The organism is Nesterenkonia sp. PF2B19, assembly GCF_001758425.2.
GTDB lineage: Bacteria > Actinomycetota > Actinomycetes > Actinomycetales > Micrococcaceae > Nesterenkonia > Nesterenkonia aethiopica.
Genome location: NZ_MDSS02000038.1, coordinates 1 through 26,366, shown reverse-complemented (window position 1 = coordinate 26,366; position 26,366 = coordinate 1). Strand labels below are relative to the sequence as shown.

Annotated in this window: 22 protein-coding genes, 1 tRNA gene and 2 pseudogenes; 13 read left to right on the top strand and 12 right to left on the bottom strand. The window is 71.0% G+C overall.

The genetic code is table 11. The annotated features are described in order from the left end of the window. Positions 1 to 9: 9 nt before the first annotated feature. Entirely contained in the window at positions 10 to 1,047 is a 1,038-nt protein-coding gene (locus BCY76_RS11685; protein WP_085437715.1) for a site-specific tyrosine recombinase XerD, read from the top strand. 16 nt (positions 1,048 to 1,063) lie between these two features. On the opposite strand, the gene hutI is transcribed toward BCY76_RS11685, so the two are convergent. From hutI to BCY76_RS11655, 7 genes and pseudogenes are all read right to left on the bottom strand, one after another. After that, positions 1,064 to 2,257: an imidazolonepropionase gene (gene hutI, locus BCY76_RS11680; RefSeq protein WP_070158902.1), complete on the bottom strand. Its 1,194-nt coding sequence runs from the start codon at positions 2,255 to 2,257 to the stop codon at positions 1,064 to 1,066. Continuing rightward, positions 2,254 to 2,457 carry a hypothetical protein gene (locus tag BCY76_RS20460; RefSeq protein WP_336582220.1) on the bottom strand — a complete coding sequence of 68 codons (204 nt, stop codon included), beginning with the start codon at positions 2,455 to 2,457 and terminating at the stop codon, positions 2,254 to 2,256. The genes hutI and BCY76_RS20460 overlap by 4 nt, the downstream gene beginning before the upstream one ends. Beyond that, entirely contained in the window at positions 2,417 to 3,514 is a 1,098-nt protein-coding gene (locus BCY76_RS11675) for a formimidoylglutamate deiminase (protein ID WP_336582219.1), read from the bottom strand. The genes BCY76_RS20460 and BCY76_RS11675 overlap by 41 nt, the downstream gene beginning before the upstream one ends. Next, positions 3,511 to 4,798, bottom strand: a pseudogene (locus tag BCY76_RS11670) (allantoate amidohydrolase). The gene BCY76_RS11675 and the pseudogene BCY76_RS11670 overlap by 4 nt, the downstream one beginning before the upstream one ends. After that, positions 4,795 to 6,147 (bottom strand): YjiH family protein, encoded by a 1,353-nt coding sequence (locus tag BCY76_RS11665; protein ID WP_070160801.1) that lies wholly within the window; start codon positions 6,145 to 6,147, stop codon positions 4,795 to 4,797. Before BCY76_RS11665 ends, BCY76_RS11670 begins: the two are co-directional and overlap by 4 nt. A 17-nt stretch (positions 6,148 to 6,164) precedes the next feature. Further along, positions 6,165 to 7,913 carry a urocanate hydratase gene (gene hutU / locus BCY76_RS11660; protein ID WP_083277582.1) on the bottom strand — a complete coding sequence of 583 codons (1,749 nt, stop codon included), beginning with the start codon at positions 7,911 to 7,913 and terminating at the stop codon, positions 6,165 to 6,167. Positions 7,914 to 8,000: 87 nt separating this feature from the next. Continuing rightward, complete coding sequence (locus BCY76_RS11655; protein WP_070160800.1) at positions 8,001 to 8,696, bottom strand: IclR family transcriptional regulator; 696 nt, start codon at positions 8,694 to 8,696, stop codon at positions 8,001 to 8,003. A gap of 111 nt (positions 8,697 to 8,807) precedes the next feature. Here BCY76_RS11655 and hutH point away from each other — a divergent pair, with 111 nt between their 5' ends. Next, a complete protein-coding gene (gene hutH / locus BCY76_RS11650; RefSeq protein ID WP_070160799.1) occupies positions 8,808 to 10,415 on the top strand; it encodes a histidine ammonia-lyase in 1,608 nt (535 codons plus the stop codon). 75 nt (positions 10,416 to 10,490) lie between these two features. Here the strand turns inward: hutH and BCY76_RS11645 are convergent. The 4 genes and pseudogenes from BCY76_RS11645 to BCY76_RS11630 form a co-directional block, all read right to left on the bottom strand. Further along, positions 10,491 to 11,638 (bottom strand): annotated as a pseudogene (locus BCY76_RS11645) (bifunctional 2-methylcitrate synthase/citrate synthase). A 33-nt stretch (positions 11,639 to 11,671) separates the two neighbouring features. Then, positions 11,672 to 12,598 carry a methylisocitrate lyase gene (gene prpB, locus BCY76_RS11640; RefSeq protein ID WP_070160810.1) on the bottom strand — a complete coding sequence of 309 codons (927 nt, stop codon included), beginning with the start codon at positions 12,596 to 12,598 and terminating at the stop codon, positions 11,672 to 11,674. Position 12,599: 1 nt separating this feature from the next. Then, entirely contained in the window at positions 12,600 to 14,117 is a 1,518-nt protein-coding gene (locus tag BCY76_RS11635) for an MmgE/PrpD family protein (RefSeq protein ID WP_085437714.1), read from the bottom strand. Positions 14,118 to 14,147: 30 nt separating this feature from the next. Then, positions 14,148 to 14,822: a GntR family transcriptional regulator gene (locus tag BCY76_RS11630; protein ID WP_085437713.1), complete on the bottom strand. Its 675-nt coding sequence runs from the start codon at positions 14,820 to 14,822 to the stop codon at positions 14,148 to 14,150. A gap of 182 nt (positions 14,823 to 15,004) precedes the next feature. Between BCY76_RS11630 and BCY76_RS11625 the strand changes: the two genes are divergently transcribed. The 11 genes from BCY76_RS11625 to BCY76_RS11580 all read left to right on the top strand — a co-directional run bounded on the left by BCY76_RS11625 (position 15,005) and on the right by BCY76_RS11580 (position 25,246). Further along, positions 15,005 to 16,927 carry an acetate--CoA ligase gene (locus BCY76_RS11625; protein WP_085437712.1) on the top strand — a complete coding sequence of 641 codons (1,923 nt, stop codon included), beginning with the start codon at positions 15,005 to 15,007 and terminating at the stop codon, positions 16,925 to 16,927. A gap of 177 nt (positions 16,928 to 17,104) precedes the next feature. Further along, a complete protein-coding gene (locus BCY76_RS11620; RefSeq protein WP_070160796.1) occupies positions 17,105 to 17,992 on the top strand; it encodes a ParA family protein in 888 nt (295 codons plus the stop codon). Between the two features lie 17 nt (positions 17,993 to 18,009). Further along, positions 18,010 to 18,990, top strand: a complete 981-nt coding sequence (locus BCY76_RS11615) for a segregation and condensation protein A (protein ID WP_237090117.1) — start codon at positions 18,010 to 18,012, stop codon at positions 18,988 to 18,990. Next, complete coding sequence (gene scpB, locus BCY76_RS11610) at positions 18,983 to 19,639, top strand: SMC-Scp complex subunit ScpB (protein WP_083277581.1); 657 nt, start codon at positions 18,983 to 18,985, stop codon at positions 19,637 to 19,639. Before BCY76_RS11615 ends, scpB begins: the two co-directional genes overlap by 8 nt. Positions 19,640 to 19,683: 44 nt before the next feature. Continuing rightward, complete coding sequence (locus BCY76_RS20455) at positions 19,684 to 20,061, top strand: S4 domain-containing protein (protein WP_070160795.1); 378 nt, start codon at positions 19,684 to 19,686, stop codon at positions 20,059 to 20,061. After that, positions 20,031 to 20,729 carry a pseudouridine synthase gene (locus BCY76_RS20450; RefSeq protein WP_070160794.1) on the top strand — a complete coding sequence of 233 codons (699 nt, stop codon included), beginning with the start codon at positions 20,031 to 20,033 and terminating at the stop codon, positions 20,727 to 20,729. The genes BCY76_RS20455 and BCY76_RS20450 overlap by 31 nt, the downstream gene beginning before the upstream one ends. Further along, the gene (locus BCY76_RS11600; protein ID WP_083277580.1) at positions 20,726 to 21,886 is read left to right on the top strand and encodes a prephenate dehydrogenase; all 1,161 of its coding nucleotides are present in this window, start codon (positions 20,726 to 20,728) and stop codon (positions 21,884 to 21,886) included. Before BCY76_RS20450 ends, BCY76_RS11600 begins: the two co-directional genes overlap by 4 nt. Next, complete coding sequence (gene cmk, locus BCY76_RS18635; protein ID WP_070160792.1) at positions 21,883 to 22,599, top strand: (d)CMP kinase; 717 nt, start codon at positions 21,883 to 21,885, stop codon at positions 22,597 to 22,599. The genes BCY76_RS11600 and cmk overlap by 4 nt, the downstream gene beginning before the upstream one ends. 108 nt (positions 22,600 to 22,707) lie before the next feature. After that, on the top strand, positions 22,708 to 24,252 hold the full coding sequence (gene der / locus BCY76_RS11590; RefSeq protein WP_070160790.1) for a ribosome biogenesis GTPase Der: 1,545 nt from the start codon (positions 22,708 to 22,710) through the stop codon (positions 24,250 to 24,252). 83 nt (positions 24,253 to 24,335) lie between these two features. Further along, positions 24,336 to 24,409: transfer RNA gene (locus BCY76_RS11585), tRNA-Pro, on the top strand. Between the two features lie 87 nt (positions 24,410 to 24,496). Next, the gene (locus BCY76_RS11580) at positions 24,497 to 25,246 is read left to right on the top strand and encodes a phosphotransferase family protein (protein ID WP_070160788.1); all 750 of its coding nucleotides are present in this window, start codon (positions 24,497 to 24,499) and stop codon (positions 25,244 to 25,246) included. Positions 25,247 to 25,385: 139 nt separating this feature from the next. Here the strand turns inward: BCY76_RS11580 and BCY76_RS11575 are convergent, their stop codons facing one another. Then, entirely contained in the window at positions 25,386 to 26,198 is an 813-nt protein-coding gene (locus BCY76_RS11575) for a prolyl oligopeptidase family serine peptidase (RefSeq protein ID WP_070160786.1), read from the bottom strand. Positions 26,199 to 26,366: the final 168 nt, after the last annotated feature.

Here is a 26,366-nt window from a genome sequence, read left to right as displayed (position 1 = left end):
GCCGCCACGGTGGAGGACCAGGAGCTCCGGCGCCGCCATCGCCGCCTGCGCGAGGCGGTGCCGGAGAGCCCGGTGGGGCGAGAGATCCAGGACTACCTGACCCACCTGCGCATCGAGCGCGGCTCGGCGGCGAACACCCTGGCTTCCTACCGCCGGGACCTGCTGCGATACGGAGCTCACCTGCTGGAGCAGGGGATCACCGCGCCCCACCAGGTGGGGGAGGACACCGTCGCCTCCTACCTGCGTGCGCTCAGCACCGGCGACGACGGCGGCGCGCCGCTGGCGGCGATCTCCATGGCCCGGGCGCTGGCCTCGGTGCGGGGTCTGCACAGGTGGTGGGCCGCGGAGGGGCGCACCGCCGGGGACCCGGCGGCGCAGGTTGCCGCCCCGAAGCCGCGGCAGTCTCTGCCCAAGGCACTGACCATCGACCAGGTGCGCCGTCTGCTGGAGGCTCCGGACACGAGCACGCCGCTCGGACTGCGGGACAGGGCCCTGCTGGAGTTCCTCTACGCCACCGGCACCCGCATCACCGAAGCCGTCAGCCTCGACGTGGACGACCTGGTGGAGCTCCGGGACACTGCTCACCAGGACTCTGAGCACCGGTCCCAGGACGGGCTCGTCGTGGTCCGGGTCACCGGCAAGGGCGACAAGCAGCGGATCGTGCCGGTCGGCAGCTTCGCCCAGCGGGCGCTGGCCGACTATCTGACCGCGGGACGCCCCGCGCTGGCCGAGGCGGTGAGCCGATCCGCCACGCGCCGGCCCGGCTCACCGGGCCTGTTCCTCAACCAGCGGGGCGGCCGGCTCTCCCGCCAGTCCGCCTGGACCGTGCTGCAGCAGCACGCCCGGGCGGCGGGCCTGGAGACCGACGTCTCACCCCACACGTTGCGGCACTCCTGCGCGACCCACATGCTGGAGGGCGGGGCCGGCATCCGCCTGGTCCAGGAGATGCTGGGCCACGCCTCGGTGACCACCACGCAGATCTACACCAAGGTCACCGCGGAGGCGCTGCAGGAGAGCTACGTCTCCGCCCACCCTCGGGCCCTGTGAGCGCCCGCCGGGCGGCTCAGACCTCGCGGCGGCCGTCCTTGAACACCGCATGGGTCAGCGGCATCCCCGGCCGGTAGGCCAGATGGATCGCCGCCGGCGCGTCCAGCACGTGCAGGTCGGCCCGCTTGCCGACCTCCACGGACCCGACCTCGTCCTCGACCCGCAGGGCACGTGCCCCGCCCATGGTCGCCGCTCGGAGCGCCTCCTTCAGGGTGAGCTCCATCTGCAGCACGGCGGTGGCGACGCAGAAGCCCATCGCCGTGGTGTAGCTGGTGCCCGGGTTGCAGTTCGAGGCGAGAGCGACTTCTGCGCCGGCATCGAGGAGCCGGCGCCCCGGCGCCAGAGGCTGCCGGGTGGAGAGGTCACAGGCCGGCAGGCAGGTCGCCACCGTCTCGGAGTCGGCCAGAGCCGCCACGTCGGCGTCGTCGAGGTGGTTGACGTGGTCCACGCTGGCGGCACCCATCTCCACGGCCAGCTTCACCCCGGGGCCCGGGCCGAGCTGGTTCCCGTGCACGCGCAGTCCCAGACCGGCGTCGCGGCAGGCCTGCAGCACGCGCCGCGAGGCGTCGACATCGAAGGCTCCACGCTCGCAGAACACGTCGGCCCACTGCACATGCTCGGCCACCGCCTCCAGCATGGGTCCGCACACCAGGTCCAGGTACTCGTCCGCATCCGCCCCCGGCGGGACCAAGTGCGCGCCCAGGAAGGTCACGACGTCGGCGGCCTGCTCGGCCAGCCGGGCGTGCCGCTGCTCCTCCTCGACGCTCAGGCCGTAGCCGGTCTTGGTCTCCAGGAAGGTGGTGCCTCCGCGGCGGGCGTCGCCCACGCGCGCGGCCAGCAGGGACGCCAGGACGGCGTCGTCGGTCTCGCGAGTCGCGGACATGGTGACCCCGATGCCTCCGGCGGAGTACTGTTGGCCGGCCATACGGGCCTCGAACTCCGCGCCCCGGTCGCCGGCGAAGACCAGATGCGTGTGCGAGTCGACCCAGCCGGGCAGCACCGCCCGGCCCTCCGCATCGTAGGAGGTGTCGGCGGCGGGCGCCTGGGCGGAGGGCCCGATCCAGGCGATCCGGCCGTCGTCGATCACGACGGCGGCGTCGTGGAGCACCCGGTGCTCCGCGTCGACTGTGGTGAGCTCACCGATTCCGGTGATCACCGTGCTGGCAGGTGAGGCGCTGGCAGGGGAGGCGCTGGCAGGGGTGCTCGTCATCGGAAGCTCCTCAGCTCGGGGTGGTCGGCGAACAGGGCCCGGTAGAGATCTGCCGGGTCGCCGAGCTTCATGTGGTGGCCTTCGCGGGCGATCTCGGTGCCGGCCACGCGGACCGAGAGCACATCGGCGGCTGTGGCGGTCAGCGGGCTCTGGGCCGGGTCACCGCCGGCGGTGCGGACGGAGGCGGCGTCGAGGAGCACGGCGTCCTCGGTCTCGGCGACGCTCAGCAGCCCCAGGCTGCGGCGCCCGGCGCCGGTGGCCGCCTCCACCAGCTGGCTCGGGCTGAACCGTCCCCGCTGGCCGCTGCGCTGCCCGTTCACCATGCTCCAGCGCCCGCATCTCCAGCAGGGGGTCCACCACGGCGTGCTGGTCCGAGCCCAGGGCGATGACCGCCCCGGCATCGGCGAGCTCGTGGGCCGGGCCGATCCCGTCGCCCAGGTCGGCTTCGGTGGTCGGACACATCACCACCGTGGCGGCGGCGTCGCCCAGCAGCGCGATGTCCTCGTCGCTGAGATGCGTCGCGTGGACGGCGGACAGGCGGGGGCCGAGCAGGCCGTGCTCCTGCAGCAGCCGGGTGGGGCTCATCCCGTGCTCGGCCTCCACGGCGGCGTTCTCCGCCGGCTGCTCGGAGAGGTGGATGTGCAGCGGCACCTCAGGGTGCTCGGAGGCCCACTCGGAGAGCTCGGCGAGCTGGTCGGCGTCGACGGCGCGCAGGGAGTGGATGGCGGCTCCGAGAGTGATGAGTCCGGAGCCGCAGTCCTCTTGGACCAGCGCGTCGTGCAGCCGCTCCCAGCGGGCCGCCCAGCCCGCCACGCCGTCGTCGGCGTACCGCTGCTGCACGGGGCTCAGCGCCAGCGGCTCCCCGGCCGGGGAGAGGCCGCCGCGCAGGTAGCAGGTGTCCAACAGGACCAGCCGGATCCCGGCCCGCCGGGCGGCACGGGCCAGGGCCCGCTCCATGGCGTGCTCGCCCTCGGCGTCCGCGCCGCCATAGGGGGTCCCGTCCGGCCGGTGGTGCAGGTAGTGGAACTCGCCGACGGCGGTCCAGCCCGAGGCGGCCATCTCGGCGTAGACGGCGGTGGCCAGCTGCTCCATGGTCTGCGGGGTCAGCGCCTCGGCGGAGCGGTACATCTCCTCCCGCCACCGCCAGAAGTCGCCGGGCGCGCCGTGCGGACCCGCGTGGGTGCGCCCGCGCAGCAGCCGGTGGAACGCGTGGGAATGGGCGTTGACCAGCCCGGGCAGCGTGTGGGTGGCGCTCACAGCAGATCCTCCAGGGCGTCGGCCAGGGCGTGGACTCCCAGCACGGCGTCGTCGTCCTCCACATGCTCCTCCGGGGCGTGGCTGACGCCGCTGGGGTTGCGCACGTAGATCATGCCGGTGGGCACCGTCGCGGCGAGCACTCCGGCGTCATGGCCCGCGCCGGTGGGCAGCAGAGGAGCGGCGGGCGCGTTGCGGCGCACCGCCTCGGTGAGGGAGGCCGCGAGCTGCGGGTCGAAGTGCACGGTGCCGGAGAGCGACTCCTCGGTCAGCTCGGCCGTGCAGCCCTCGCTGAGGGCCGCCTGCTGGGCGTGGCGCCAGATGTCCTCCACCAGGGCGGCGGTGACCTCGTCCTCCGGGTGGCGGACGTCCAGCCAGAGGTCCACGCGGGATGCGATGACGTTGGTGCCGCCCGGAACAGGCTCGACCCGCCCCACCGTCGCCCGCGCCTCGGGCTGCACCCGGGCCAGGCGTCGTACGTCGATCACGGTCTCCGCGGCGGCGACCATCGGGTCGCAGCGATCGGACATCAGCGTGGTGCCGGCGTGGTTGCCCTGGCCGTGGAAGCTGATCCGCCAGCGTCCGTGGCCCAGGATGGTGGAGCCCACGGCGATCGCCGGCGCCCCGGCGCTGAGGTGCTCATCGGTGTTGAGTCCTCGGCCCTGCTCCACATGCAGCTCGACGAACTGTCCGATCCGGGCGAGTGCGGCCGGGTCGGGGCCGATGTGGGCGGGGTCCAGGCCCTCGGCGCGGGCGGCCTCCGCGAAGCGATGCCCGCGGCGTCGCGCAGCCCCAGGGCCCGCTCCACCGGAATGGTCCCGGCCAGCAGACGGGACCCCAGGCAGGCCACGCCGAAGCGGGAGCTTCCTCCTCGGGGAAGACGGCCACGGGCGAGCGGCCGGGCGGCGGTCTAGGGCTCCGGCGGCCTCCCGGGGCCTGCAGCACGTCCACGGCGGCCAGGGCGGAGGCGACCCCGAGCGGGCCGTCGTAGGCCCCGCCGCCGGGCACGGAGTCCAGGTGGGAGCCGGTGACCAGGGCACCCTGCCGGGAGGCCTCCAAGGAGGTGACGCGGCGTCCGGCGGGCAGATCCCACCACGCCCAGAGGATGCCGTTGCGGTCCTCCTCGGTGTCCAGCCCGCGGCTGTGGGCCTCCTGGAGGAACCAGCTGCGCAGGTCCTTCTCCGCGGGGGACCAGACGGGGCGGCTGTACCCGCCGCGCCGCGGGTCGGTGCCGACGTCGGCGATGGCGGCCATCAGGGAGGTGACGGCGGATGCGGTCTCAGTCATGTGACTCCTAGGATCAGTGCGGCCAGGGGAGTGGCGAAGAGCAGGGTGAGCAGGACCCGCTGCGCCCAGATGACCACGAGGTGCCAGATCTTCACGGGGATCTCGGTGGCCAGGATGGACGGCACCAGGGCGGAGAAGAAGATCACCCCGGAGACGCAGACGACGCCGATGACCAGGCGCAGCAGCTCGGACTCGTGTCCCGCCACCAGCGTGGCCGGCAGGAACATCTCCGCGATGCCCAGGGCCGAGGCGGTGGCGGCCAGCTGCGGGTCAGGCAGCTGCAGCGCCCAGGTCAGCGGAAGGAACAGATATCCCAGCCAGTCGAACAGGGGTGTGAAGGTGGCCAGCAGCAGCCCGATGAGCCCGATGGACATGATCGAGGGCAGGATCTGCATAGCCATCAGCAGACCGTCCAGGAAGCTGCGGGACATGTTCCTCACCACCGGGGGCGCGGCTTGGAGGGCCTCGCCGGAGGCGGACCAGGCGGCGCGCATCCGGTGCTGGGTGATGCGCTCCTCCGGCTGCGGCTCGACGCCGGGGAAGTGGTCGTCGGGGATGCGGCTCAACGGAGGGATCCGCACCACGATCACCGTGACTGCGTAGGTGACCACCAGGGTCAGGAAGAAGTACCACAGCCACAGGTGCATCAGGTCCAGGGTGCGGGCGACCACCACCATGAAGGTGGCCGAGACCGTGGAGAAGCCGGTGGCGATGATCGCGGCCTCGCGTCCCGTGTACTGCCCGGAGGTGTAGACCCGGTTGGTGATCAGCAGACCCAGCGAGTAGCTGCCCACGAAGGACGCGACGGCGTCGATCGCCGACCGGCCGGGAGTGCGCCACAGCGGGCGCATCACCGGCTGCATGAGCACGCCCAGGTACTCCATGAGGCCGTAGCCGACCAGCAGGGCCAGGAAGATCGCTCCTACCGGCACCAGCAGCCCCACCGGGATCACCAGCGCCTCGTAGAGGAACGGACCCAGCTCCGGGGCGAAGAGGACGTCCGGGCCGACCCCGCTGACGATCATGACACTGGTGGTCAGGCCGACGACGTTCAGCAGGGCGAAGACGGTGCGGGCCGGGGAGCGGCGCCACCGGCCGGTGACGAAGGGACGGACGGTGCCGGCCAGGATGATCGCCAGCGCGACATAGGCGGCCGCGCCGCCGAGTGCCTCACGCAGCGCGGTGACCAGGTGGTCCAGCGGGATCGTCGTCGACTCGCCGATCGTGACCGGCACGAAGAACATGACGACGCCGACCGCGCTGTAGAGGATGAACCGCCAGCGGCCCCGCGGGCGGGAGGACGTCTGGCTCCCGTCCGCAGGGGCGCTGGAGTGGTCTCGGGGGTCCATGGTGCGGTGCTCCGGAATCAGCGGTTCTCGTGCATCGGGATGCGCACACCGCGCTCCTCGGCGACCTCGACGGCGCGGTCGTAGCCGGCGTCGACGTGGCGGATGACGCCCATGCCGGGGTCGTTGGTGAGCAGCCGCTCGAGCTTCTGCGCGGCCAGCTCGGTGCCGTCGGCCAGCGAGACCTGCCCGGCGTGGATGGAGCGGCCCATGCCGACCCCGCCGCCGTGGTGCAGCGAGACCCAGGAGGCTCCCGAGCCGGTGGCGGTCAGGGCGTTGAGCAGCGGCCAGTCGGCGATCGCGTCGGAGCCGTCGGCCATGGCCTCGGTCTCCCGGTAGGGGGAGGCCACCGATCCGGAGTCCAGGTGGTCGCGTCCGATGACGATCGGCGCGGACACCTTGCCCTCGGCGACGAGCCGGTTGAACAGCAGGCCTGCCTGGTGGCGCTCGCCGTAGCCGAGCCAGCAGATGCGGGCCGGCAGTCCTTCGAACTCGACGCGCTCGGCGGCGGCGTCCAGCCAGCGGTGGAGGTGCTCCTTCTCCGGGAACAGCTCCTTCAGCGCCTCATCGGTGACGCGGATGTCCTCCGGGTCGCCGGAGAGCGCGACCCAGCGGAACGGGCCGAGGCCCTCGCAGAACAGCGGGCGGATGTAGGCCGGCACGAAGCCGGGGAACTCGAAGGCCCGGTCGTAGCCGCCCTGACGGGCCTCGTCACGGATCGAATTGCCGTAGTCGAAGACCTCGGCACCGGCGTCCTGGAACTCCACCATGGCCTGGACATGGGCCGCCATCGAGGCCTGGGCCTTGGCGGTGAACCCGGCCGGATCGGCCTGGGCCGCGGCCTCCCAGTCCTCCATGGTGTGCTCGACCGGCAGGTAGGACAGCGGGTCGTGGGCGCTGGTCTGGTCGGTGACGATGTCGACGGTGAACTCACCGGCACGGTGCCGCTCCAGCAGGGCGGGGAACACCTCGGCGGCGTTGCCCACATAGCCGACCGAGAGGCCCCGGCCCTCGGCCTTGGCGGCCAGCACCTTCTCCAGGGCGCGGTCCAGGTCCAGCTCCACCTCGTCGAGGTAGCGCTTGGCGGCCCGGCGGCGCAGGCGGGTCTCGTTGACGTCGACGATCAGGCACGCCCCGTCGTTGAGGGTCACCGCCAGCGGCTGGGCGCCGCCCATCCCCCCGCATCCTCCGGTGAGGGTCAGGGTGCCGGCCAGCGTGCCGCCGAAGCGCTTCGTGGCCACCGCGGCGAAGGTCTCGTACGTTCCCTGCAGGATGCCCTGGGTGCCGATGTAGATCCAGGACCCGGCCGTCATCTGGCCGTACATCATCAGGCCCTCGGCGTCGAGCTTGCGGAACTGCTCCCAGGTGGCCCAGTCGCCGACCAGGTTCGAGTTGGCGACCAGGACACGGGGCGCCCACTCGTGGGTCCGGAAGACGCCGACCGGCTTGCCCGACTGCACCAGCAGGGTCTCGTCGTCCTCGAGGTCCTTCAGCGTCGCGACGATGGCGTCGTAGGACTCCCAGTCGCGGGCGGCGCGTCCGGTGCCGCCGTAGACCACCAGGTCCTCGGGATGCTCGGCGACCTCGGGGTCGAGGTTGTTCATCAGCATCCGCAGCGGGGCCTCCGTCTGCCAGCTCTTGGCCGTCAGCTCGGTGCCGCGCGGTGCGCGGATGCTGCGGGACGGGTCGTGGCGGGTGTGGGCGGCCGGCCGGGCGGAGTCAGCGGCGGTGCCGGTGGCGTGCGTGGTGTCAGTGGTGTGAGTGGTCATCGGTGATCCTCGGTGGTCGGTGACGGCGGGTGTCAGCGGGTGTCAGCGGTCGGTGGTTCGGGTCTGGACGGCTCGGGTCTGGACGGCTCAGGAGTCGGCGGTCTCGACGGCGTGCAGGATGCTGCGGGCCTCCTCGGCCAGCAGCCGCCCGCAGGCGGTCACGGTGGTCTCATCCATCCGGTAGGAGGGGGCGACCACGGAGAGGGCCGCCACGATGCGGCCCTCCCGGTCGGCGGCGGGCACGCGGACCGGGGCCGCGATCGCCGTGACGTCGGATTCGACGACGTCGCCGGCGACGACGTAGCCGGCCTCCGGTCCGGCGTCAGGGACGTCGCCGCGCAGGGCGGCGCCGACGGCCGTACCCTCCAGCGGGACGGTCCGTCCGACCCAGGAGGTGTGGCGGATGGAGTGCGTGCCCTCCTCCATGGCCAGGTAGATCCCATGCTCGCCGCGGGTGCCCTGCAGGTGAGGCACGCTCAGGTAGCAGGACTCGCCGGTGGCCTCCACGAGCCGACGCAGCGGCGCCTCGGCCAGGGAGACCAGGGATTCCGCACTCAGCGCTTGGGCGCCGAGCTGGACGATGCGCAGTCCGGGGCGGTAGACGCCGTCGTCGTCGCGGCGGACGAAGCCGGCGCCCTCCAGGGTGCGCAGCAGGCGCAGCGCGGTGGAGGAGTTGAGCTCGGTGCGCCGAGCCGCGTCCGCCAAGGACACGTCGCCGGCGTCGCAGACGGCGGCGAGCAGGTCCAGGGCGCGGCTGACGGTGCGTGTCGACGGTTCTGCCACGATGCTCTCCTTCTCCGGCCCGGGGTGGTGGGCCTTGCCAAGACGGCGTGAGTGCGTTTCACTTATTGAAACGCGATTTTCATCAGATGGCAACACCTGGAGGTTCGGATCATGACGTCAGCGTCGACGACACAAGCAGACGGAGCGCAGCACGCGGCTGAGCAGACGGTCACCATGGGCCCGGGCCCGCTGCGGCAGGAAGAGGTGCTGGCCGTCGCCCGACACGGTGCCCCGGTGGCGCTCAGCGAGCAGGCCGAGGAGGCCATGAGGCTCTCCCGCGCGGTGATCGACACGCTGGCCGAGGATCCGCTGCCGCACTACGGAGTCTCCACCGGCTTCGGCGCGCTCGCGGTCAAGCAGATCCCGCCGGAGCGCCGCCGCCAGCTGCAGCGCTCCCTGGTGCGTTCCCACGCCGCCTCCTCGGGTGCGCCCGTGGACCGCGAGGTCGTCCGTGCGCTGATGCTCAACCGGCTGGCCACCATGACCACCGGCCGCACCGGCGTCCGCCCGGAGGTCGCTCGGCGCTATGCCGCGCTGCTCAACGCCGGGATCACTCCTGTGGTCGGCGAGTACGGCTCACTGGGCTGCTCGGGTGACCTCGCGCCGCTGTCGCACTGCGCATTGGCCGTGATGGGGGAGGGAGAGGTCTTCGACGCCGACGGCGTGCGTCGTCCGGCCGGTGAGGCGCTCGCCGCGGCCGGAATCGAGCCGATCGAGCTGCAGGAGAAGGAGGGCCTGGCGCTGATCAACGGCACCGACGGCATGCTGGGCATGCTGCTCATGGCCGCCGCCGATCTGCGGCGGCTGGTGTGTACCGCAGACATCGCCACGGCGATGACCATCGAGGCGCTGCGCGGCACCGACTCCGTCTTCGCCGAGGACCTCCACGCGCTGCGCCCACAGCCCGGGCAGGCTGACGCCGCCTCGAACCTGCGGCGCCTGCTCGCGGACTCGGACCTCATCGCCGAGACCCGAGGCGGCGAGCACCGTCACACCCGGGTCCAGGACGCCTACTCGCTGCGCTGCGCGCCCCAGGTCCACGGCGCGGTACGTTCCACGCTCGCCCACGCCGAAGCCGTGGCGGGCTATGAGCTGGCCTCCGCGATCGACAACCCGGTGGTCACGGTGGACGGCCGTGTGGAGTCCAACGGCAACTTCCACGGGGCCCCGGTGGGGTACGTCCTGGACTTCCTGGCCATCGCCGTGGCGGACTGCGCCTCGATGTCGGAGCGGCGCACCGACCGGATGCTGGACTCCTCCCGCAGTCACGGCCTCAACGCCTTCCTCGCCCATGACCCCGGTGTGGACTCGGGACACATGATCGCCCAGTACACGCAGGCCGGCATCGTCTCCGAGCTCAAGCGGCTCGCCGTGCCCGCCTCGGCGGACTCCATCCCCAGCTCGGCGATGCAGGAGGACCACGTCTCGATGGGCTGGGCGGCCGGGCTGAAGCTGCGCCGCGCCGTCGACGGGATCATCCGGGTGCTGGCGGTGGAGATCCTCACCGCGGCCCGTGGCCTCGACATGCGCGACGGCGGAGTGGACCAGGCCCGCACCGCCCCGGCGATCACCGCGGTGCGCCGGGCCGTGCGTTCCCGGGTCGCCGGCCCGGACACCGACCGGTACCTGGCCCCGGAGATCGATGAGGTGGTGGACCTGGTCCGCGACGGCGACATCCTGGCCGCCGCAGACCAGGCCCTGGGCTCCCCGCTGCGCTGATCAGGGCAGCGGGGGCAGTCCCTGCCTGGCCTGCCCGCCGGCCCCATTCGTCTCACCGACCCGCTGAACGGAGCCTCACAGGCTCCGCTCAGCGGGTCCGTTGTAGGCGCTCAGCGGGCGGATCAGCGCATTGGAGGCTCGCTGCTCCATGATGTGGGCCGTCCAGCCGGTGATGCGGGAGGCGATGAACAGCGGAGTGAACATCTCGGTGTCGAAGCCCATGAGGTGGTAGGTGGGGCCCGCCGGGTAGTCGAGGTTGGGCTTGATGCCCTTGGCCTCGTCCATCGCCGCCTCGAGCCCGTCATAGAGGCCCATCAGCTCACCGCGGCCGTAGTGCGCGACCATGGCGTCCAGGGCCTTCTTCATGGTGGGGACCCGTGAGTCGCCGTTCTTGTACACCCGGTGGCCGAAGCCCATGACCTTGCGCTTCTCGGCGAGCGCCTGCTCCATCCAGGCCTTCGCGCGCACCGCGGCGTCGGCCTGCGTCTCGGCGGTGTCGATGCCGATCTCCTCGAAGGTGTGCATCACGGCCTCGTTGGCTCCCCCGTGCAGGGGGCCCTTGAGGGCGCCGATCGCCGCGGTGACCGCCGAGTGCAGGTCCGCCAGGGTGGAGGTGACCACCCGGGCGGTGAAGGTGGAGGCGTTGAAGGAGTGCTCGGCATAGAGCACCATCGAGACCCGGAACGCGTCGACCACCTCGGGCGCTGCTCCTGTCCGAAGGTCATCCACAGGAAGTTCTGGGAGTAGTCCAGGTCGTCACGCGGCTCTACGGCGGCCAGACCCCGACGGCGGCGCTGGTCATAGGCGACCACTGCGGGGAACGCCGCAAAGAGCGCCTTGGCCTTGGCCAGCTCCACTTCGGGGGAGGAGTCCTCGGCCTGCGGGTGGCGCGCACCCAGCACGGAGACCGCGGTGCGGCCCACGTCCATCGGGTGACAGTCGGTGGGCAGCAGGTCGACGGCGGCCTTGACCTGGGGGTCCAGGGCGCGGTGCGAACGTTCGAAGGCGAGGAACTCGTCCCGTTCAGCTTCCGTGGGCAGCTCGCCGGTCCACAGCAGCAGGGCCACCTCCTCGAAGGAGAGCTGAGCGGCCAGCTGCTGGACGGGGTAGCCGCGGTAGAGCAGCGAGTTGGTCTCCGGGTTGACCTTGGAGATGGCGGTGTGGTCGGCGACCACGCCTGCCAGTCCCTTGCGGATCTGCTCGGCGTCGTGGTTCTCGGACATCGGTGACCTCCTCAGGTCAGTGGTGGGTCCCGCTCAGTGGTCGGTGCCGCTCGGGGAGTGTACGTCCGGCACCTCGAAGTTGAAGATGCCGGTGTCGAAGGTGTTGTACGCCTCGTAGTCGACCAGCTCGTAGAGCCGGGCGCGGGTCATCATCTCCGCCACGGCGGGCTCCTGGGTGCCGTGGGCGGCCAGGGTGTCCAGCGTGCGTTCGATCGCGCCCATCGCCGCGCGCAGCGAGGTGACCGGGTAGATGATCATCGCCACGCCGGCGTCGGCGAGCTGCTGCCGGGTGAACAGCGCGGACTTGCCGAACTCGGTCATGTTGGCCAGCACCGGGACGTCGACGGCGGCGCAGACGGCCTCGAATTCGCTGAGGTCCTTCATCGCCTCGGGGAAGATGGCGTCGGCTCCGGCGTCGATCAGCGCCTTGGCACGGTCGATGGCGGCGTCGAGCCCTTCGACCGCGCGCAGGTCGGTGCGCGCCATGATGAGGAAGTCCTCGTCCCGACGTCCTTGGGCGGCGGCGGCGATCCGGCGGGTCGCGGTCTGGACATCCACCATGTTCTTGCCGTCCAGGTGACCGCAGCGTTTCGGGTTGAACTGGTCCTCGATGTGGCAGCCGGCCAGTCCGGCGTCCTCGAGCTCCTGGACGGTGCGGGCGACGTTCATCGGTTCGCCGAAGCCGGTGTCGGCGTCGACCAGGGCCGGCAGGTTCGTGGCGCGGGCGATCTGCCCGGCCCGGTGGGCCACGTCGGTGAGCGTGGTCAGCCCGACGTCGGGCAAGCCCAGTTCGTTGGCGAGCACGGCCCCGGAGATGTAGACGCCGTCGAACCCCTTCTCCTCGATCAGCGGGGCCGAGAGAGGGGTGAAGGCGCCGGGGAACTGCCGGGCCGCTCCCGGGGCGAGCATCTCGCGCAGGGCACGGCGCTTCTGCTGCGCAGTGGTGGTGGAGTACAGCATCTCAGAGGATCCCCTTCGGCGCGTCGGTGGGGTCGATGACTCCGTCGGCGGCCTGGAGGTTGAGCTGGTGGAGCTCGCCGGCGGGCAGCGATTCGAGTCGCTGGACGACGTCCAGGAAGCGCTCGATCTCGTCGTCGGCGATGACGCCCGCGGCCAGGGTGCGGAACTTGTCGATGTACTGCTCCCGGGCGAAGGGGCGGGCGCCCAGCGGGTGGGCGTCGGCGACGGCGATCTCATCGGTGATGGTGCGCCCGTCGGTCAGCCGGATCTCCACGGACCCGCCGAAGGCCTTCTCCGCGATGTCCAGGGAGTGGTAGCGGCGGGTCCACTCCGGGTCCTCCTCCGTGGTGACCTTGTGCCAGAGCGCCACCGTGTCCTCACGGCCTGCGCGCTCGGGGGCATAGGAGTCCACGTGGTGCCAGGCCCCGTCCTGCAGCGCGACGGTGAAGATGTAGGGGATCGAATGGTCCAGCGTCTCGCGGGAGGCGGTGGGGTCGTACTTCTGCGGGTCGTTGGCGCCCGAGCCGATCACGTAGTGGGTGTGGTGGCTGGTGCGGATCAGGATGGACTCGACGGCGTTCGGGTCCGTGGCCTCGGGGTGCTGCTGGTGCAGCTTCCGGGCCAGGTCGATCCAGGCCTGGGCCTGGTACTCGGCCGAGTGTTCCTTCGTGTAGGTGTCGAGGATGGCGCGCTTGGCCTCGCCGGTGGCGGGCAGCGGCACCTCGTAGCGGGCCTCCGGGCCGTCCAGCATCCAGGCGATGACGCCGTCCTCGCCTTCGTAGATCGGCACCGGCGAGGTCTGGCCGCGCATGGCCCGGTCCACGGCTTCGACGGCCATCTTCCCGGCGAAGGCGGGGGCGTGGGCCTTCCAGGTGGAGATCTCGCCCTTGCGGGACTGACGCGTGGCGGTGGTGGTGTGCAGAGCTTGGCCGACGGCCTGGAAGATCGTCTCGGCGTCGAGGCGCAGCAGGGTGCCGATGCCGGCGGCCGCGGAGGGGCCGAGGTGGGCGACGTGGTCGATCTTATGCTGGTGCAGGCAGATGGCCTTGACCAGGTCGACCTGGATCTCGTAGCCGGTGGCGATGCCGCGGATCAGCTCGGGGCCGGAGCGCCCCGTGTGCTGGGCCACAGCCAGGATGGGCGGGATGTTGTCGCCCGGGTGCGAATAGTCGGCCGCCAGGAACGTGTCGTGATAGTCCAGCTCACGCACGGCGACGCCGTTGGCCCAGGCCGCCCATTCAGGGCTGGTCCGCTCCGTGATGCCGAAGACGGAGGCCCCTGCACCGTTGGCGGAGACGGGCTGGTCGAGGGCCTGGGAACGGGCGGCGACGATGGGGGCCCGGTTCAGGGAGGCGACCGCGACCGAGGCGTTGTCGATGATGCGATTGATCACCATGTCGGTGACCTCCGGATCCACGGACACCGGGTCGACGGCGACCTGCGCGATCTTCCAGGCCAGCTGGTCCTCGCGGGGCAGGTTCTCCTCGCTGCGGTAGACGCGCACGCTGTGGGTGATCATGGGCTGACGTTCCTCTCCGATGGGTGATTCTCAGGTCTGGGGTGACTCGGCGGGGGACGCGGCCCGGCCGGTGATGTAGGCCAGGCTGCGCCGCAGGTGGATGAGCATGGCGGCCCCGGCGGTGTCGGGGTCGGCGGAGGCGATGGCGCTGCACACGCTCCGGTGCTCGCGGGCGGACTCGGTCAGGCGGGCGGGTTCGTCCCGGGCCAGGCGACGCACTCGGACGAGATGGACGCGCAGACTGCGCAGCATGCCCGTGAGGTAGGGGTTGTCCACGGCCTCCGCGACGGCGTCGTCGAGCTCCTCGGCGAGGTCGTAGTAGCGCGCCTCCTGGTCCTCGGGAACGGCGCCGGCGGCGGAGCTCAGCGCCTCCTCGGCCTGGGCGAACCGCCGGGCCAGTGCGGTGAAGCGCTCCGGGTCGCCGCGTTGGGCCGCCAGCCGAGCGGCCTGCATCTCCAGCGGCAGGCGCAGTTCGAAGAGCAGATCGACGTCGCCCAGGGAGACGGAGCTGACCACGGTGCCCCGGCCCTGGGCCTGGTCCGCCAGGCCGTCGGCGGTGAGCCGGGACAGCGCCTCCCGCACCGGGGTGCGAGAGACTCCGAGGCGCTCGGACTGCTCGACCTCGCCGAGGACCGTCCCCGGGGCGAGGGCGCCGTCGAGGATCTCCTCGCGCAGGCGTCGGTAAGCACGGTCACTGGCACGCATACCGGAAGTGTATACACAGATGGCGGTTCAGGGCGATGATTCACGGTCGATTCGACGATGCCGCGCACTTGTGTATACACAGGCCTTCACAAGATGTGATCGGCGTCATAGTCTGGCAGGGTGCCACGCAGCGCCGGGCGGGGAATCGAGCAGAGGACGGATCATGGATCAGGAGGAGCACCATGGGAGCTGAGCGCACAGTGCCGGGCGGTTATCGGGATGTCCACCGTCGATCGCTGCGCGACCGCGAGGGCTTCTGGCTGCACGCGGCCCGGTGCGTCGACTGGGACCGGATGCCGGACCAGGCTCTGGACGATTCGGCGGCACCGATCCACCGCTGGTTCCCCGACGGCAGGCTCAATCTGAGCCGCAACTGCCTGGACCGCCACCTGGAGGCGGGCCGCGGCGACCAGGTCGCCCTGATCCACGATTCGGCGGTCACCGGCACGGTGCGCCGCTACACCTATGCGGAGCTCACCGAGGAGGTGGCCCGAGCCGCCGGGATGCTCGCCGGTCTCGGCGTCGGTGCCGGAGACCGGGTGATCATCTATCTGCCGATGATCCCGCAGGCTCCCATCGCGATGCTCGCCTGCGCCCGGCTCGGGGCAGTCCATTCGGTGGTCTTCGGCGGGTTCGCAGCTCAGGAGCTGGCGTCCCGCATCGACGACTCCTCCGCCGACGTCGTGCTCACCGCCAGCGGCGGGATCGAGCCGTCCCGGCGGGTGGAGTACCTGCCCACTGTGGCGGAGGCGATCAGCCTGGCGCAGCATCCGGTCCGTGAGGTCGTCGTCCAGCACCGGGACGGGTTCTCCCACAGCATGGCGGACGTCGCGGGGGACTCGACCGCCCGCTGGCAGGACTGGGAGCGGCTCTCGGCCCAGGCGACCTCGGCGGGACCTGTTCCCGTGGCCGCCACCGACCCGCTGTACATCCTCTACACCTCCGGGACGACGGGACGCCCCAAGGGGGTGGTCCGGGATCAGGGCGGCACGGCGGTGGCGCTGAGCTGGTCCATGTCCGCTGTCTTCGACGTCGGCCCCGGGCAGACCATGCTGACCGCCTCCGACGTCGGGTGGGTGGTGGGGCACTCCTACATCGTCTACGGTCCTCTGCTGGTCGGCGCCACCACGGTGCTCTACGAGGGCAAGCCGGTGGGGACGCCCGACGCCGGGGCCTTCTGGCGGATGGTGGAGGAGCACCGGATCTCCGCGCTGTTCACCGCACCGACGGCGCTGCGCGCCATCCGCAAGGCGGACCCGGAGGCAGCTCTGGTGGGCGCCCATGACATCTCCTCGCTGCAGCACCTCTTCGCCGCCGGCGAGCGGCTCGATCCGGACACGCAGCGGTGGATCGGAGAGGCCCTCGGAGTCCCGGTGATCGACAACTGGTGGCAGACCGAGACGGGATGGCCCATCGCGGCGAACCCCGTCGGCATCGAGCCCCTGCCGATCAAAGAGGGCTCGGCGACCCTGCCCATGGCGGGCTACGACGTCGTCATCCTCGGCGCTGACGGGCAGGAGCTGCCACCGGGGGAGGAGGGCAACATCGCCCTGCGTCTGCCGATGCCTCCGGGCACGCTGCCCACCCTGTGGGGGGACGACCAGCGCTACATCGACTCCTACCTGTCGGCCTTCCCCGGCTTCTACGCCACGGGGGACTCCGGCTGCCTCGACGAGGACGGCTACCTGTTCGTCATGGGCCGGACCGACGATGTCATCAATGTGGCCGGTCACCGTCTCTCCACCGGGGCGATCGAGGCCGCCGTCGCCTCGCACCCTGCGGTGGCCGAATGCGCCGTCATCGGTGTGGCCGACGATCTCAAGGGCCAGCGGGCCGCCGGCTATGTGGTGCTCAAGACCGGGTACGAGCGGGACCCGGAGCTCCTGCGCGAGGAGCTGACCGACCTGGTGCGGCGGACCATCGGGCCGGTGGCCGACTTCAAGGACGTCGCCGTGGTGCCCGGGCTGCCGAAGACCCGCTCCGGGAAGATCCTGCGCAGAACGATGCGGCAGATCGCCGACGGCGAGGAGCCTCAGGTGCCCTCCACGATCGAGGACCGGGCGGTGCTCGACGAGCTCGTCCCGGTGCTGCGTCGCAGTCGGTGAGGCATGGCTCGCGGAGCCGGTGAGGGTCGTCCTTCAATCTCGGGATGAACAGTCGGCGTGTGGTCGACGCCGCCGCAGGGGTAGTCTGGTCGGGTTGTCGAGCCGACGACGCCCCCGGACAGGGCCCAGCCGGTGCGACCGACCAGACGACGGCGTGACGGAGAAGCGAGGGAGTCAGTGAGCAACGACCAGCCGACCGAGCTCTTCACCATCCACGGTGAGGCGATCATCGGCCCCACCGGCCGTCCCAAGCACGAGTTCCCCGTCCCGAGTCCCCTCGAGGGGACCGGGCCGGCCCGCACCATCGCGATGGTGAACCAGAAGGGCGGGGTCGGCAAGACCACCTCGGCGATCAACCTGGGCGCCGCGCTCGCCGAGTACGGCCGCCGGGTGCTCATGGTCGACTTCGACCCACAGGGCGCCCTCTCTGCCGGCCTGGGCACGAGCCCGCACGACCTGGAGACCTCCGTCTACAACGTGATCATGGAGCGCGAGGTCACCGCACGGGACGCCATCCTGACCACCCACGTGCCCGGGGTGGATCTGCTGCCGGCCAACATCGACCTCTCCGCCGCGGAGGTCCAGCTGGTCAACGAGGTCGCCCGCGAGCAGGTCCTGGAACGGGCCCTGCGCCACGTGCGGGACGACTACGACGTCATCATCATCGACTGCCAGCCCTCCCTGGGCCTGCTCACCGTCAATGCGCTGACCGCCGCGCATGGGGTCATCATTCCGCTGGTCGCCGAGTTCTTCGCGCTGCGCGCCGTGGCGCTGCTGGTGGACACCATCGAGAAGGTCCAGGATCGGCTCAATCCTGACCTGGAGATCGACGGCGTGCTGGCCACCATGGTGGACACCCGCACGCTGCACAGCCGGGAGGTCATCTCCCGGATCGTGGAGGCCTTCGGGGACAAGGTCTTCGAGACGGTCATCAAGCGCACGGTCAAGTTCCCCGACGCCACGGTCGCCGCCGAACCCATCACCTCCTACGCCCATAAGCATGAGGGCGCCAAGGCCTACCGCCAGCTGGCCCGGGAGCTCGTGGTCCGCGGCGGCGCGCCCTGACCTCTGCGGAGCAGCCGGTGAGCGAGACCAGCCCGCAGCCGGACGCCCGGTCCGGCGTCACGAGCATGGATGTCGAGAGCGCGGCAGAGCTCGAGGGCACCAGCGGGTTCACCGTCTCGCTGGAGAACTTCGACGGCCCCTTCGACCTGCTGCTCGGGCTCATCGCCAAACGGCAGATGGACGTCACCACGGTGGCCCTGGCCGCCGTGACCGACGAGTTCGTGGCCTATGTGCGGAAGCTCTCCGCCGATGCCGGCGCCGCCGAGGGGACCTTCAGCCCCCAGGCGCTGGACGAGTCCTCCCACTTCATCCTGATCGCCGCCACGCTGCTGGACCTCAAGGCCGCCCAGCTCCTGCCCAGCGGAGAGGTGGAGTCGGAGGAGGACATCGCCGCCCTGGAGGCCCGCGACCTGCTCTTCGCGCGCCTGCTGCAGTACCGGGCGTTCAAGGAGATCGCCTCCCACGTGCGGGCCACGCTCGATGAGAACGCCGACCGACACCCGCGCCACCCCGGCACGGACCCCCAGCTGGCGGGGCTGCTTCCCGAGCTGGTCTGGCGCACCACGCCGGAGGATCTGCGCGCCATCGCCGAAAAGGTCTTCGCCCGGCCCGCCATGGAGCCCGACGACGTCCGACTCGAGCATCTCCACGCCCACGCGGTGAACGTGCGCGATGAGATGGCGACCATGACCGGCATGCTGCGGCAGGACGGCACGCTGAGCTTCTCTGAGCTGGTGCGCGACGCCGAGAATCGGCTGGTCGTCGTCGTGCGCTTCCTGGGACTGCTGGAGCTCTTCCGGGACCGCGACGTGGAGCTGAGCCAGGACTCTCCGCTGGGGGAGCTGAGCGTGACCTGGTCCGGCTCGGCGCAGGGTGAGACCGAGGCCGCCCAGCGGGCTGCGGCAGAGTGGGACGACGCGGCGGACGGCGCCGCGGAGAGCCCGGGCCCCGGGGATGAGGACATGAGACCGACGGACGAGGAGCACCACGATGGCTGACCCGGAGCAGCACAGCGAGCCGGGAACGGCGCCTGGGGTCCGGGAGGCTGACCCTGCGCTGGAGTCCTCCACCGACGCTCAGCTCGTCGCCCATGAGGACTTCTTGGCCGCAGTGGAGGCGGTGCTCATGGTCACGGAGGAGCCGGTGACACCGGCCGAGCTGGCGGCCGCCGTGAAGATCCCCGAACACCAGGTCGTGGGGCTGCTCGACGAACTGCGGGCCGAGGCTGACGGGCACGAGGGAGGACGGCGTCGGGGTTACGAGCTGCGCGAGGTCGCCGGCGGCTGGCGCTACTACTCCCGGATGGACTACGCGGACCAGGTCTCGGCCTTCGTGCTGGGCGGGCAGACCGCTCGGCTCTCCCAGGCCGCGTTGGAGACCCTGGCGATCATCGCCTACCGGCAGCCGGTGGCGCGCTCGCAGGTGGCCGCCATCCGCGGCGTCAATGTCGACGGGGTGGTGCGCACGTTGGTCCACCGAGGCCTGATCGACACGGCCGGCACCGACCCGGTCACCGGCGCGACCCTGTACACCACCACGCGCATGTTTCTGGAGAAGCTGGGGGTGGACACCCTGGAAGAGCTGCCTCAGCTGTCTCCCCATCTGCCGGGTGTGGAGGCGGCCGAAGAGCTTGCCGAGGACGGCTGAACCGCCGGGCGTCCCGGTTTGCGCACGCCCGTAGAATGGAGCCCATGACTTCTTCCGGGAAGCGCCGTCGGGCGCCCAGAGAGCCGCGCGCGGCGCGGGCCCCTCGCACACCCCGGGCGGGGGAGTCCGGCGGGCCCTTCGCCGGTGAGGATCCCCAGCGGCTCATCTCCTCGGAGCCCCGGCGCGCCAAGCCGCGCCTGAGCGAGGCGGAGGAGAACTTCGCTGCGGTGCATGACCCTGACGGTGTGCGCCTGCAGAAGGTGCTCGCGCAGGCCGGCGTCGCCTCTCGTCGCGTGTGTGAGGACCTCATCGCCGAAGGGCGTGTGGAGGTCGACGGGCGGGTCGTCGTCGAGCCGGGTGTGCGGGTGCTGCCGGAGAAGGTCACCATCACGTGGACGGAGTGCGCCTCAGCCTCGATGTGACGCATCGCTATGTGATGTTCAACAAACCTGCCGGTGTGGTGACCACCATGACCGACCCCCAGGGAAGGCCCTGCATCGAAGACCACCTCGACGCCTCCATGAAGGCGGCGCGGCTGGTGCATGTGGGACGCCTGGACCGGGAGACCGAAGGGCTGCTGCTGCTCACCAACGACGGCGAGCTTGCCCATCGGCTGACCCACCCCTCCTACGAGGTCCCCAAGACGTACCTCGTGGAGGTCCGGGGCAAGGTGCCCCGCTCGCTGGGACGCACCCTCACCGAGGGGATCGCGCTCGAAGATGGTCCCATCGCGGTGGACGCGTTCCGGGAGATCGCCAGCGCCCAGGGGCGCAGCATGGTGGAGGTCACGCTGCACTCCGGGCGGAACCGGATCGTCCGCCGCATCTTCGAACAGGTGGGACACCCGGTGACGCGCCTGGTGCGCACCGCCATCGGGGAAATCACCATCGGCGACCAGCCCCAGGGCACGGTGCGGGACCTGGGTGCCCGGGAGCTGGGGCATCTGATGGACCTGACCAGCGCGCCGCCGCCCTCCGGGCAGGGGACGTCGAAAGGCACGCAGGATCAGCAGGACTCGACGACGCAGCAGGCCCCGACGAGCCGGACGCACCGTGGTGCCGGCCATCGCGGGCGAGGAGGACATCGGTGAACCCCCTGAGCACGACACCCGACGCCGGTCGGGAGACCCCGCGCGTGCTGATCCGCGGCACTGGCCTGCTCGGTGCCAGCATCGGCATCGGCCTGCGCGCAGATGGGCACGAGGTGCAGCTCTCCGACCCGTCCGGCACCGCCGAGGCGATCGCTCGGGACATCGGGGCCGGGTCCATCCGAGAGGTCGGGGATCCCGACCCCGAGATCGTGGTGATCGCGGCTCCGCCCGAGGTCGTCGCCGAGGAGGTCGCCGACGCTCTGGTGGAGTTTCCGCAGGCCGTGGTCCTCGACGTCGCCTCCGTGAAGGCTGAGATCCTGCGCGCGCTGCGCGAGCTGGCCGACGGCCGTGCCCACGAGGTGACACCGGTTGACCTGACCCGCTATGTGGGCACCCATCCGATGGCCGGACGCGAGCAGTCCGGTCCTGTGGCGGCTCGTGGCGAGCTGTTCACCTCGATGCCGTGGGTCATCTCTCCGGCCCAGGATCCGGCGACCGGGGAGCAGGTGCCCACGCAGGCGGCCGTGGCCTGGGCGGAGGAGGTCGCCCGCCGCTGCGGCGCGACCGTCCACTACATGGACCCGCAGGAACATGACGACTCGGTCGCCCTGATCTCGCATCTGCCGCAGATCGCGGCCTCCCTGGTGGCCTCCCGGCTGCAGGATGCTCCCACCTCGGCGCTGGCACTGGCGGGCAATGGTCTGCGGGACGTGACGCGGATCGCCGCCTCGGACCCGAATCTGTGGGTGCAGATCCTCTCTTCCAACGCCGCCCCGGTGGTGGAGATCCTGCACGGGCTGCGCGACGACGTCGCGCGTCTGATCCGCACGCTCGAGGACCCCCGTGCCCCGGGCGGCCAGGCGGACATCGCCCAGCTGATCTCCGAGGGCAACTCGGGGCGGGCCCGGGTGCCCGGCAAGCACGGGGCGCCTCCGCAGTCGTTCGCCCGACTCATCGTCATCGTCGATGACCGTCCAGGTCAGATCGCCGCGGTGCTCAACGATGTGGCGAAGGTCGGGGTCAATGTGGAAGACATGCGCATGGACCACTCCGCCGGCCATCAGGTGGGTATGGTGGAGCTGTCCGTGCTGCCCGGCCGCCGTGATGAGCTGGCCGAGGCGCTCACCCACTTCGGATGGAAGGTGGTCCAGTCATGACGGCAGGCGCGGCCGATCGCACCGTCACCGGTGCATCAGATCCTCACGCGCAGGGGCGGCGTCTCATCATCGCGGTGGACGGCCCCTCCGGATCCGGCAAGTCCAGCGTGTGTCGGGCCGCCGCCCGGCGCCTGGGGGCGGCCTACCTGGACACCGGCGCCATGTACCGGGCGGCCACCTGGTACTGCCTGGACCGCGGCGTGGACCTCGACGACGAAGCCGCCGTCGCCGTCGCTGTGGAGGAGCTGCCGCTGACGATCTCCACCGACCCGGACCATCAGACCGTCACAGTGGGTCAGTGCGACGTCACGCAGAGCATCCGGGAGGCGCGGATCTCCGAGAGCGTCTCGGAGATCTCCACCAACCGGGCGGCCCGAGCCCTGCTGGTGGCCGCCCAGCGCCGGATCATCGATCAGGCGGGGATTCGTCGTGGCCGAAGGCGGGACATCACCACCGTGGTGGCCCCGGACGCTCAGGTGCGGGTGCTGCTGACCGCCTCCGCGGAGGTTCGGCTGGCGCGCCGAGGGCTGCAGATGGGCGGGGGCCAGTCCGCCGAGGCGCTGCAGCGTCAGGTGCTCGCCCGGGATGCCCGGGACTCCACGGCGGTGAACTTCACCGAGGCCGCCGACGGCGTCGCCGTGCTCGACTCCTCGGACCTGACCTTCGAGGAGACCGTGGAGGCCCTGGTCTCCCGTGTGAAGTCGGTCCGCTGACCTCTCGCCCCGCCGGCGTCGGCCCGACGCCCGTCCGATGTGGCCCCGTGCCGCACACATTCATCAGAGAACTCCGCCCCGGCGGAACCCCCACCACCAGGAGCAGCAATGGCCCGACACGATGACGAGACCCTCCAGGGCGCCGAGGAGTTTGCTCCCGCTGTCGAGGACGACCGCCTGGCCGAGCGGCTCGCCGCGATCACCGACGAGGAGGCGGAGGCCCGGGCCGCTGCGCTGCGCGCGGGCCTGCAGGACTACGAGCTCGACGACGAGGACTCGGCGCTGCTCAGCGATGCGGACTTCGGCGAGGAGGCGATGCCCTTCGTGCCCGCGCCCCCGGTGCTGGCGATCGTGGGGCGCCCGAACGTGGGCAAGTCCACCCTGGTGAACAGAATCATCCGCTCCAAGCAGGCTGTCGTAGAGGATGTTCCCGGGGTGACCCGGGACCGGGTCTCCTACGACGCCGAATGGAACGGCAAGGACTTCACGATCGTGGACACCGGCGGCTGGGAGCAGGACGCCCGGGGGATCCACCGGCAGGTGGCCGACCAGGCGGAGGTCGCCGTGGACGAGGCGGACGCCGTGCTCTTCGTCGTCGACGGACTGGTGGGTGCCACGGCGGTGGACGAGGCCGTGGTGCGGATGCTGCGCCGCAAGAAGAAGCCCGTCCTGCTGGCCGCCAACAAGGTGGACTCCGAGGCCCAGATGGCCGAGGTCTACGCCCTGTGGAACCTGGGTCTGGGCGAGCCGTACCCGGTCTCGGCGCTGCACGGCACCGGCACCGGTGACCTGCTCGACGCCGCGGTGAAGGCTCTGCCGGACACCGCCCAGCACGGGGGACTGGTGCCGCTGGGCGGGCCGCGCCGTGTGGCACTGGTGGGGCGGCCGAATGTGGGGAAGTCCTCCCTGCTGAACAAGCTCGCCGGATCCGAGCGTGTGGTCGTCGACGACGTCGCCGGCACCACCCGAGACCCCGTGGACGAGCTGGTGGAGCTGGGCGGCGAGACCTGGCGATTTGTGGACACGGCGGGCATCCGACGTCGTCAGCACATGGCGCAGGGCTCGGAGTACTATGCGATGCTGCGCACCCAGCGCGCCCTGGACAAGGCGGAGGTCGCCGTCGTGCTCCTGGCGGTGGACGAACCGATCTCTGAGCAGGACGTGCGCATCGTGCAGCTGGCGGTGGACTCCGGCCGGGCGCTGGTGATCGCCTACAACAAGTGGGACCTGCTCGACGACGAGCGTCGGTACTACCTGGAGCGGGAGATCCAGCGGGATCTGGGGCATGTCTCCTGGGCTCCGCGGGTCAACGTCTCGGCGCAGACGGGCTGGCACAAGGACAGACTGGCGCCGGCGCTGGAGACGTCGCTGACGAACTGGGGGCAGCGGATCCCCACCGGGCGGCTCAACGCCTTCCTCGGTGAGCTCGTGGCGGCCCACCCGCATCCGGTGCGCGGCGGCAAGCAGCCGCGCATCCTCTTCGGCACCCAGCCCTCGAGCCGGCCGCCGAAGTTCGTGCTGTTCACCACCGGCTTCCTGGACCCCGGATACCGGCGGTTCATCATGCGTCGGTTGCGGGAGACCTTCGACTTCACGGGCACCCCGATCGAGATCTCCATGCGCGTGCGGGAGAAGCGGCGCAAGAAGAAGTGAGGGCCGAGACACCCGCTGCCGATGCGGCATCCGGCCCTGAGTTGTTGTAGACTCTTCTGGTGGCCGGAACGGCCACGACGAATCGGGATGTGGCGCAGTTTGGTAGCGCACACGACTGGGGGTCGTGGGGTCGCAGGTTCAAATCCTGTCATCCCGACCGATCACGAGAGCCCCGGCGAGGACCACCTCGCCGGGGCCCTCGTGCGTCCAGCTGCGAAGCCGAACCTCTGCAAGAATGGCCGGCATGGCTGAGGTCGAGGTCGTCGTCGCGCACAGGCAGCGTGCCACCCTGCGCGTGGGGGACGTCTTTCTGAGGATCGACGGGGACCCGGCGCACGCCGAGGTCGAGATCCGGGCGATGGCCAGGGCGCCGATTCCCACCCCACGGATCCTCTGGCATGAGCCGCCGGTGCTCGCCATCGCTGCCGTGCCGGGTGCAGCACTTGGAGTCCTCGGAGAGCCTTCGCCGGCGTCGCGGCAGGCGTGGGCCGCGGCGGGAGCCGCCGTCCGCAGACTGCACGAGGCGCCGTTGCCGCCGTGGCCGGGTCGCCGACTCGAGGACGTGGCGGACCAGCTCGACCGTGAATGTGCATGGCTGCTCGACACTGGTGTGCTGCCTGCCGAGGTGGTCCGGCGGAACCGGGAGATCGCCGAGCCTGCACTGAGACCCCGGAGGCCGGTGTTCATCCACGGTGACCTTCAGCTCACCCACGTCTTCGTCCACGCTGATGAGGTCACCGGCGTCATCGACTGGTCCGAGGCCGCCCCCGGCGACGCCATGTTCGACCTCGCCATCCTGACGCTCGGGCATGAGGAGCGTCTCGATGATCTGCTCGTCGGCTACGGCACCGCCGACGTCGACCGTGAGGTGATCCGCGCCTGGTGGTCACTGCGCAGCCTGACGGCGTCGCGCTGGCTCATCGAGCATGGCTTCGATCCGGACGCCCCGGGGTGCGAGTTCGACGTGCTGCGGGCCAGGATGGACGACTCCTGACCCGCAGGTCCCACTCGAAGAGGCGGGCGAGTTGCGAGCGTAGGCGAGACCGGGGCCTCATCCTGGGGACGGAGCCCGCGGCTGGGGGAGATGCCGGGGGATCGGGGCCGGTCCTCTCCGCCTCGGTCCGGCGGGAGCTTCAGCGTGACTGGTCGGCCATCCACTCCCACAGGGAGACCCCGTCATGTGTGGGGTCGTTCTGTGCGGTGTAGATCCAGGAGAAGTGTCCTGGGTAGTCGACGCCGTGGAACGAGACGTCGTCATAAATGCTCAGGATCGAGCTGGGGAGCAGCTCGTGGGCCCATGTGCTGGTCTCCTCCACGGGCACCACGGGGTCATCTGCGGAGTGGATGAACCAGGTGGGGGTGTCTGCGAGCCGGGAGATGTCCTCCTCGTCCACGCGTCGGTCCTCGGCGCCGGTCGTGGTGTAGGCCGGGCAGGTGATCGCGGCCGAGGCGAAGTCCTCTGGGAAGGCCGAGATCAGCACCGTGGCCATGTAGCCGCCTGCTGAGGCGCCCATGACATGGATGCGGTCGGTGTCGATGCGCTCCCGTCCGGCGACCTCGTCGATCAGGTCTCGCAGCTGCTGCGCGTAGTCGGCTGACGGCGTCTCGTACCAGGTGTCCGGGACCTGTGGGGCCAGCACATAGGCGCCGTCGAAGATCTCCTGCGCCTCAGGGGTCGCCGGGCCGACCGCGCCACGGTTCGCCCGCAGCTGCGGCTCATTGTCGTAGAAGCCTCCGTGCCCGCCTTCGCCGTTGCCGTGGAGCCAGACGATCAGGGGCTTCTGGTCCCGGCCGGGGGCGGGGCGGGACAGTCGATAGTTCACTCCCGTCGAGGAGACTCCCGTGTCGAAGGCATCGACCTCCGGACTGACGAGTTCGCCCTGTTCCAGCGCACTGAAGGTCACCTCGCGCCCCGTGCGCAGCCTCAGGGGTTCCTCCTGCTCCACCGTGTAGTCCAGGTCCAGGGTGATGTTGCGACCTGCAGGGTCGAGATACCCCAGCGTGGCCCCGCATGGGGGTTATAGGCCAAAATGTGTGTACAGCGCGGCCGGGGATCGTTGATATAGCGGGGATGTAGGGGCCTGCACATGCTTTGAAAGCATGTGGGGTGACTC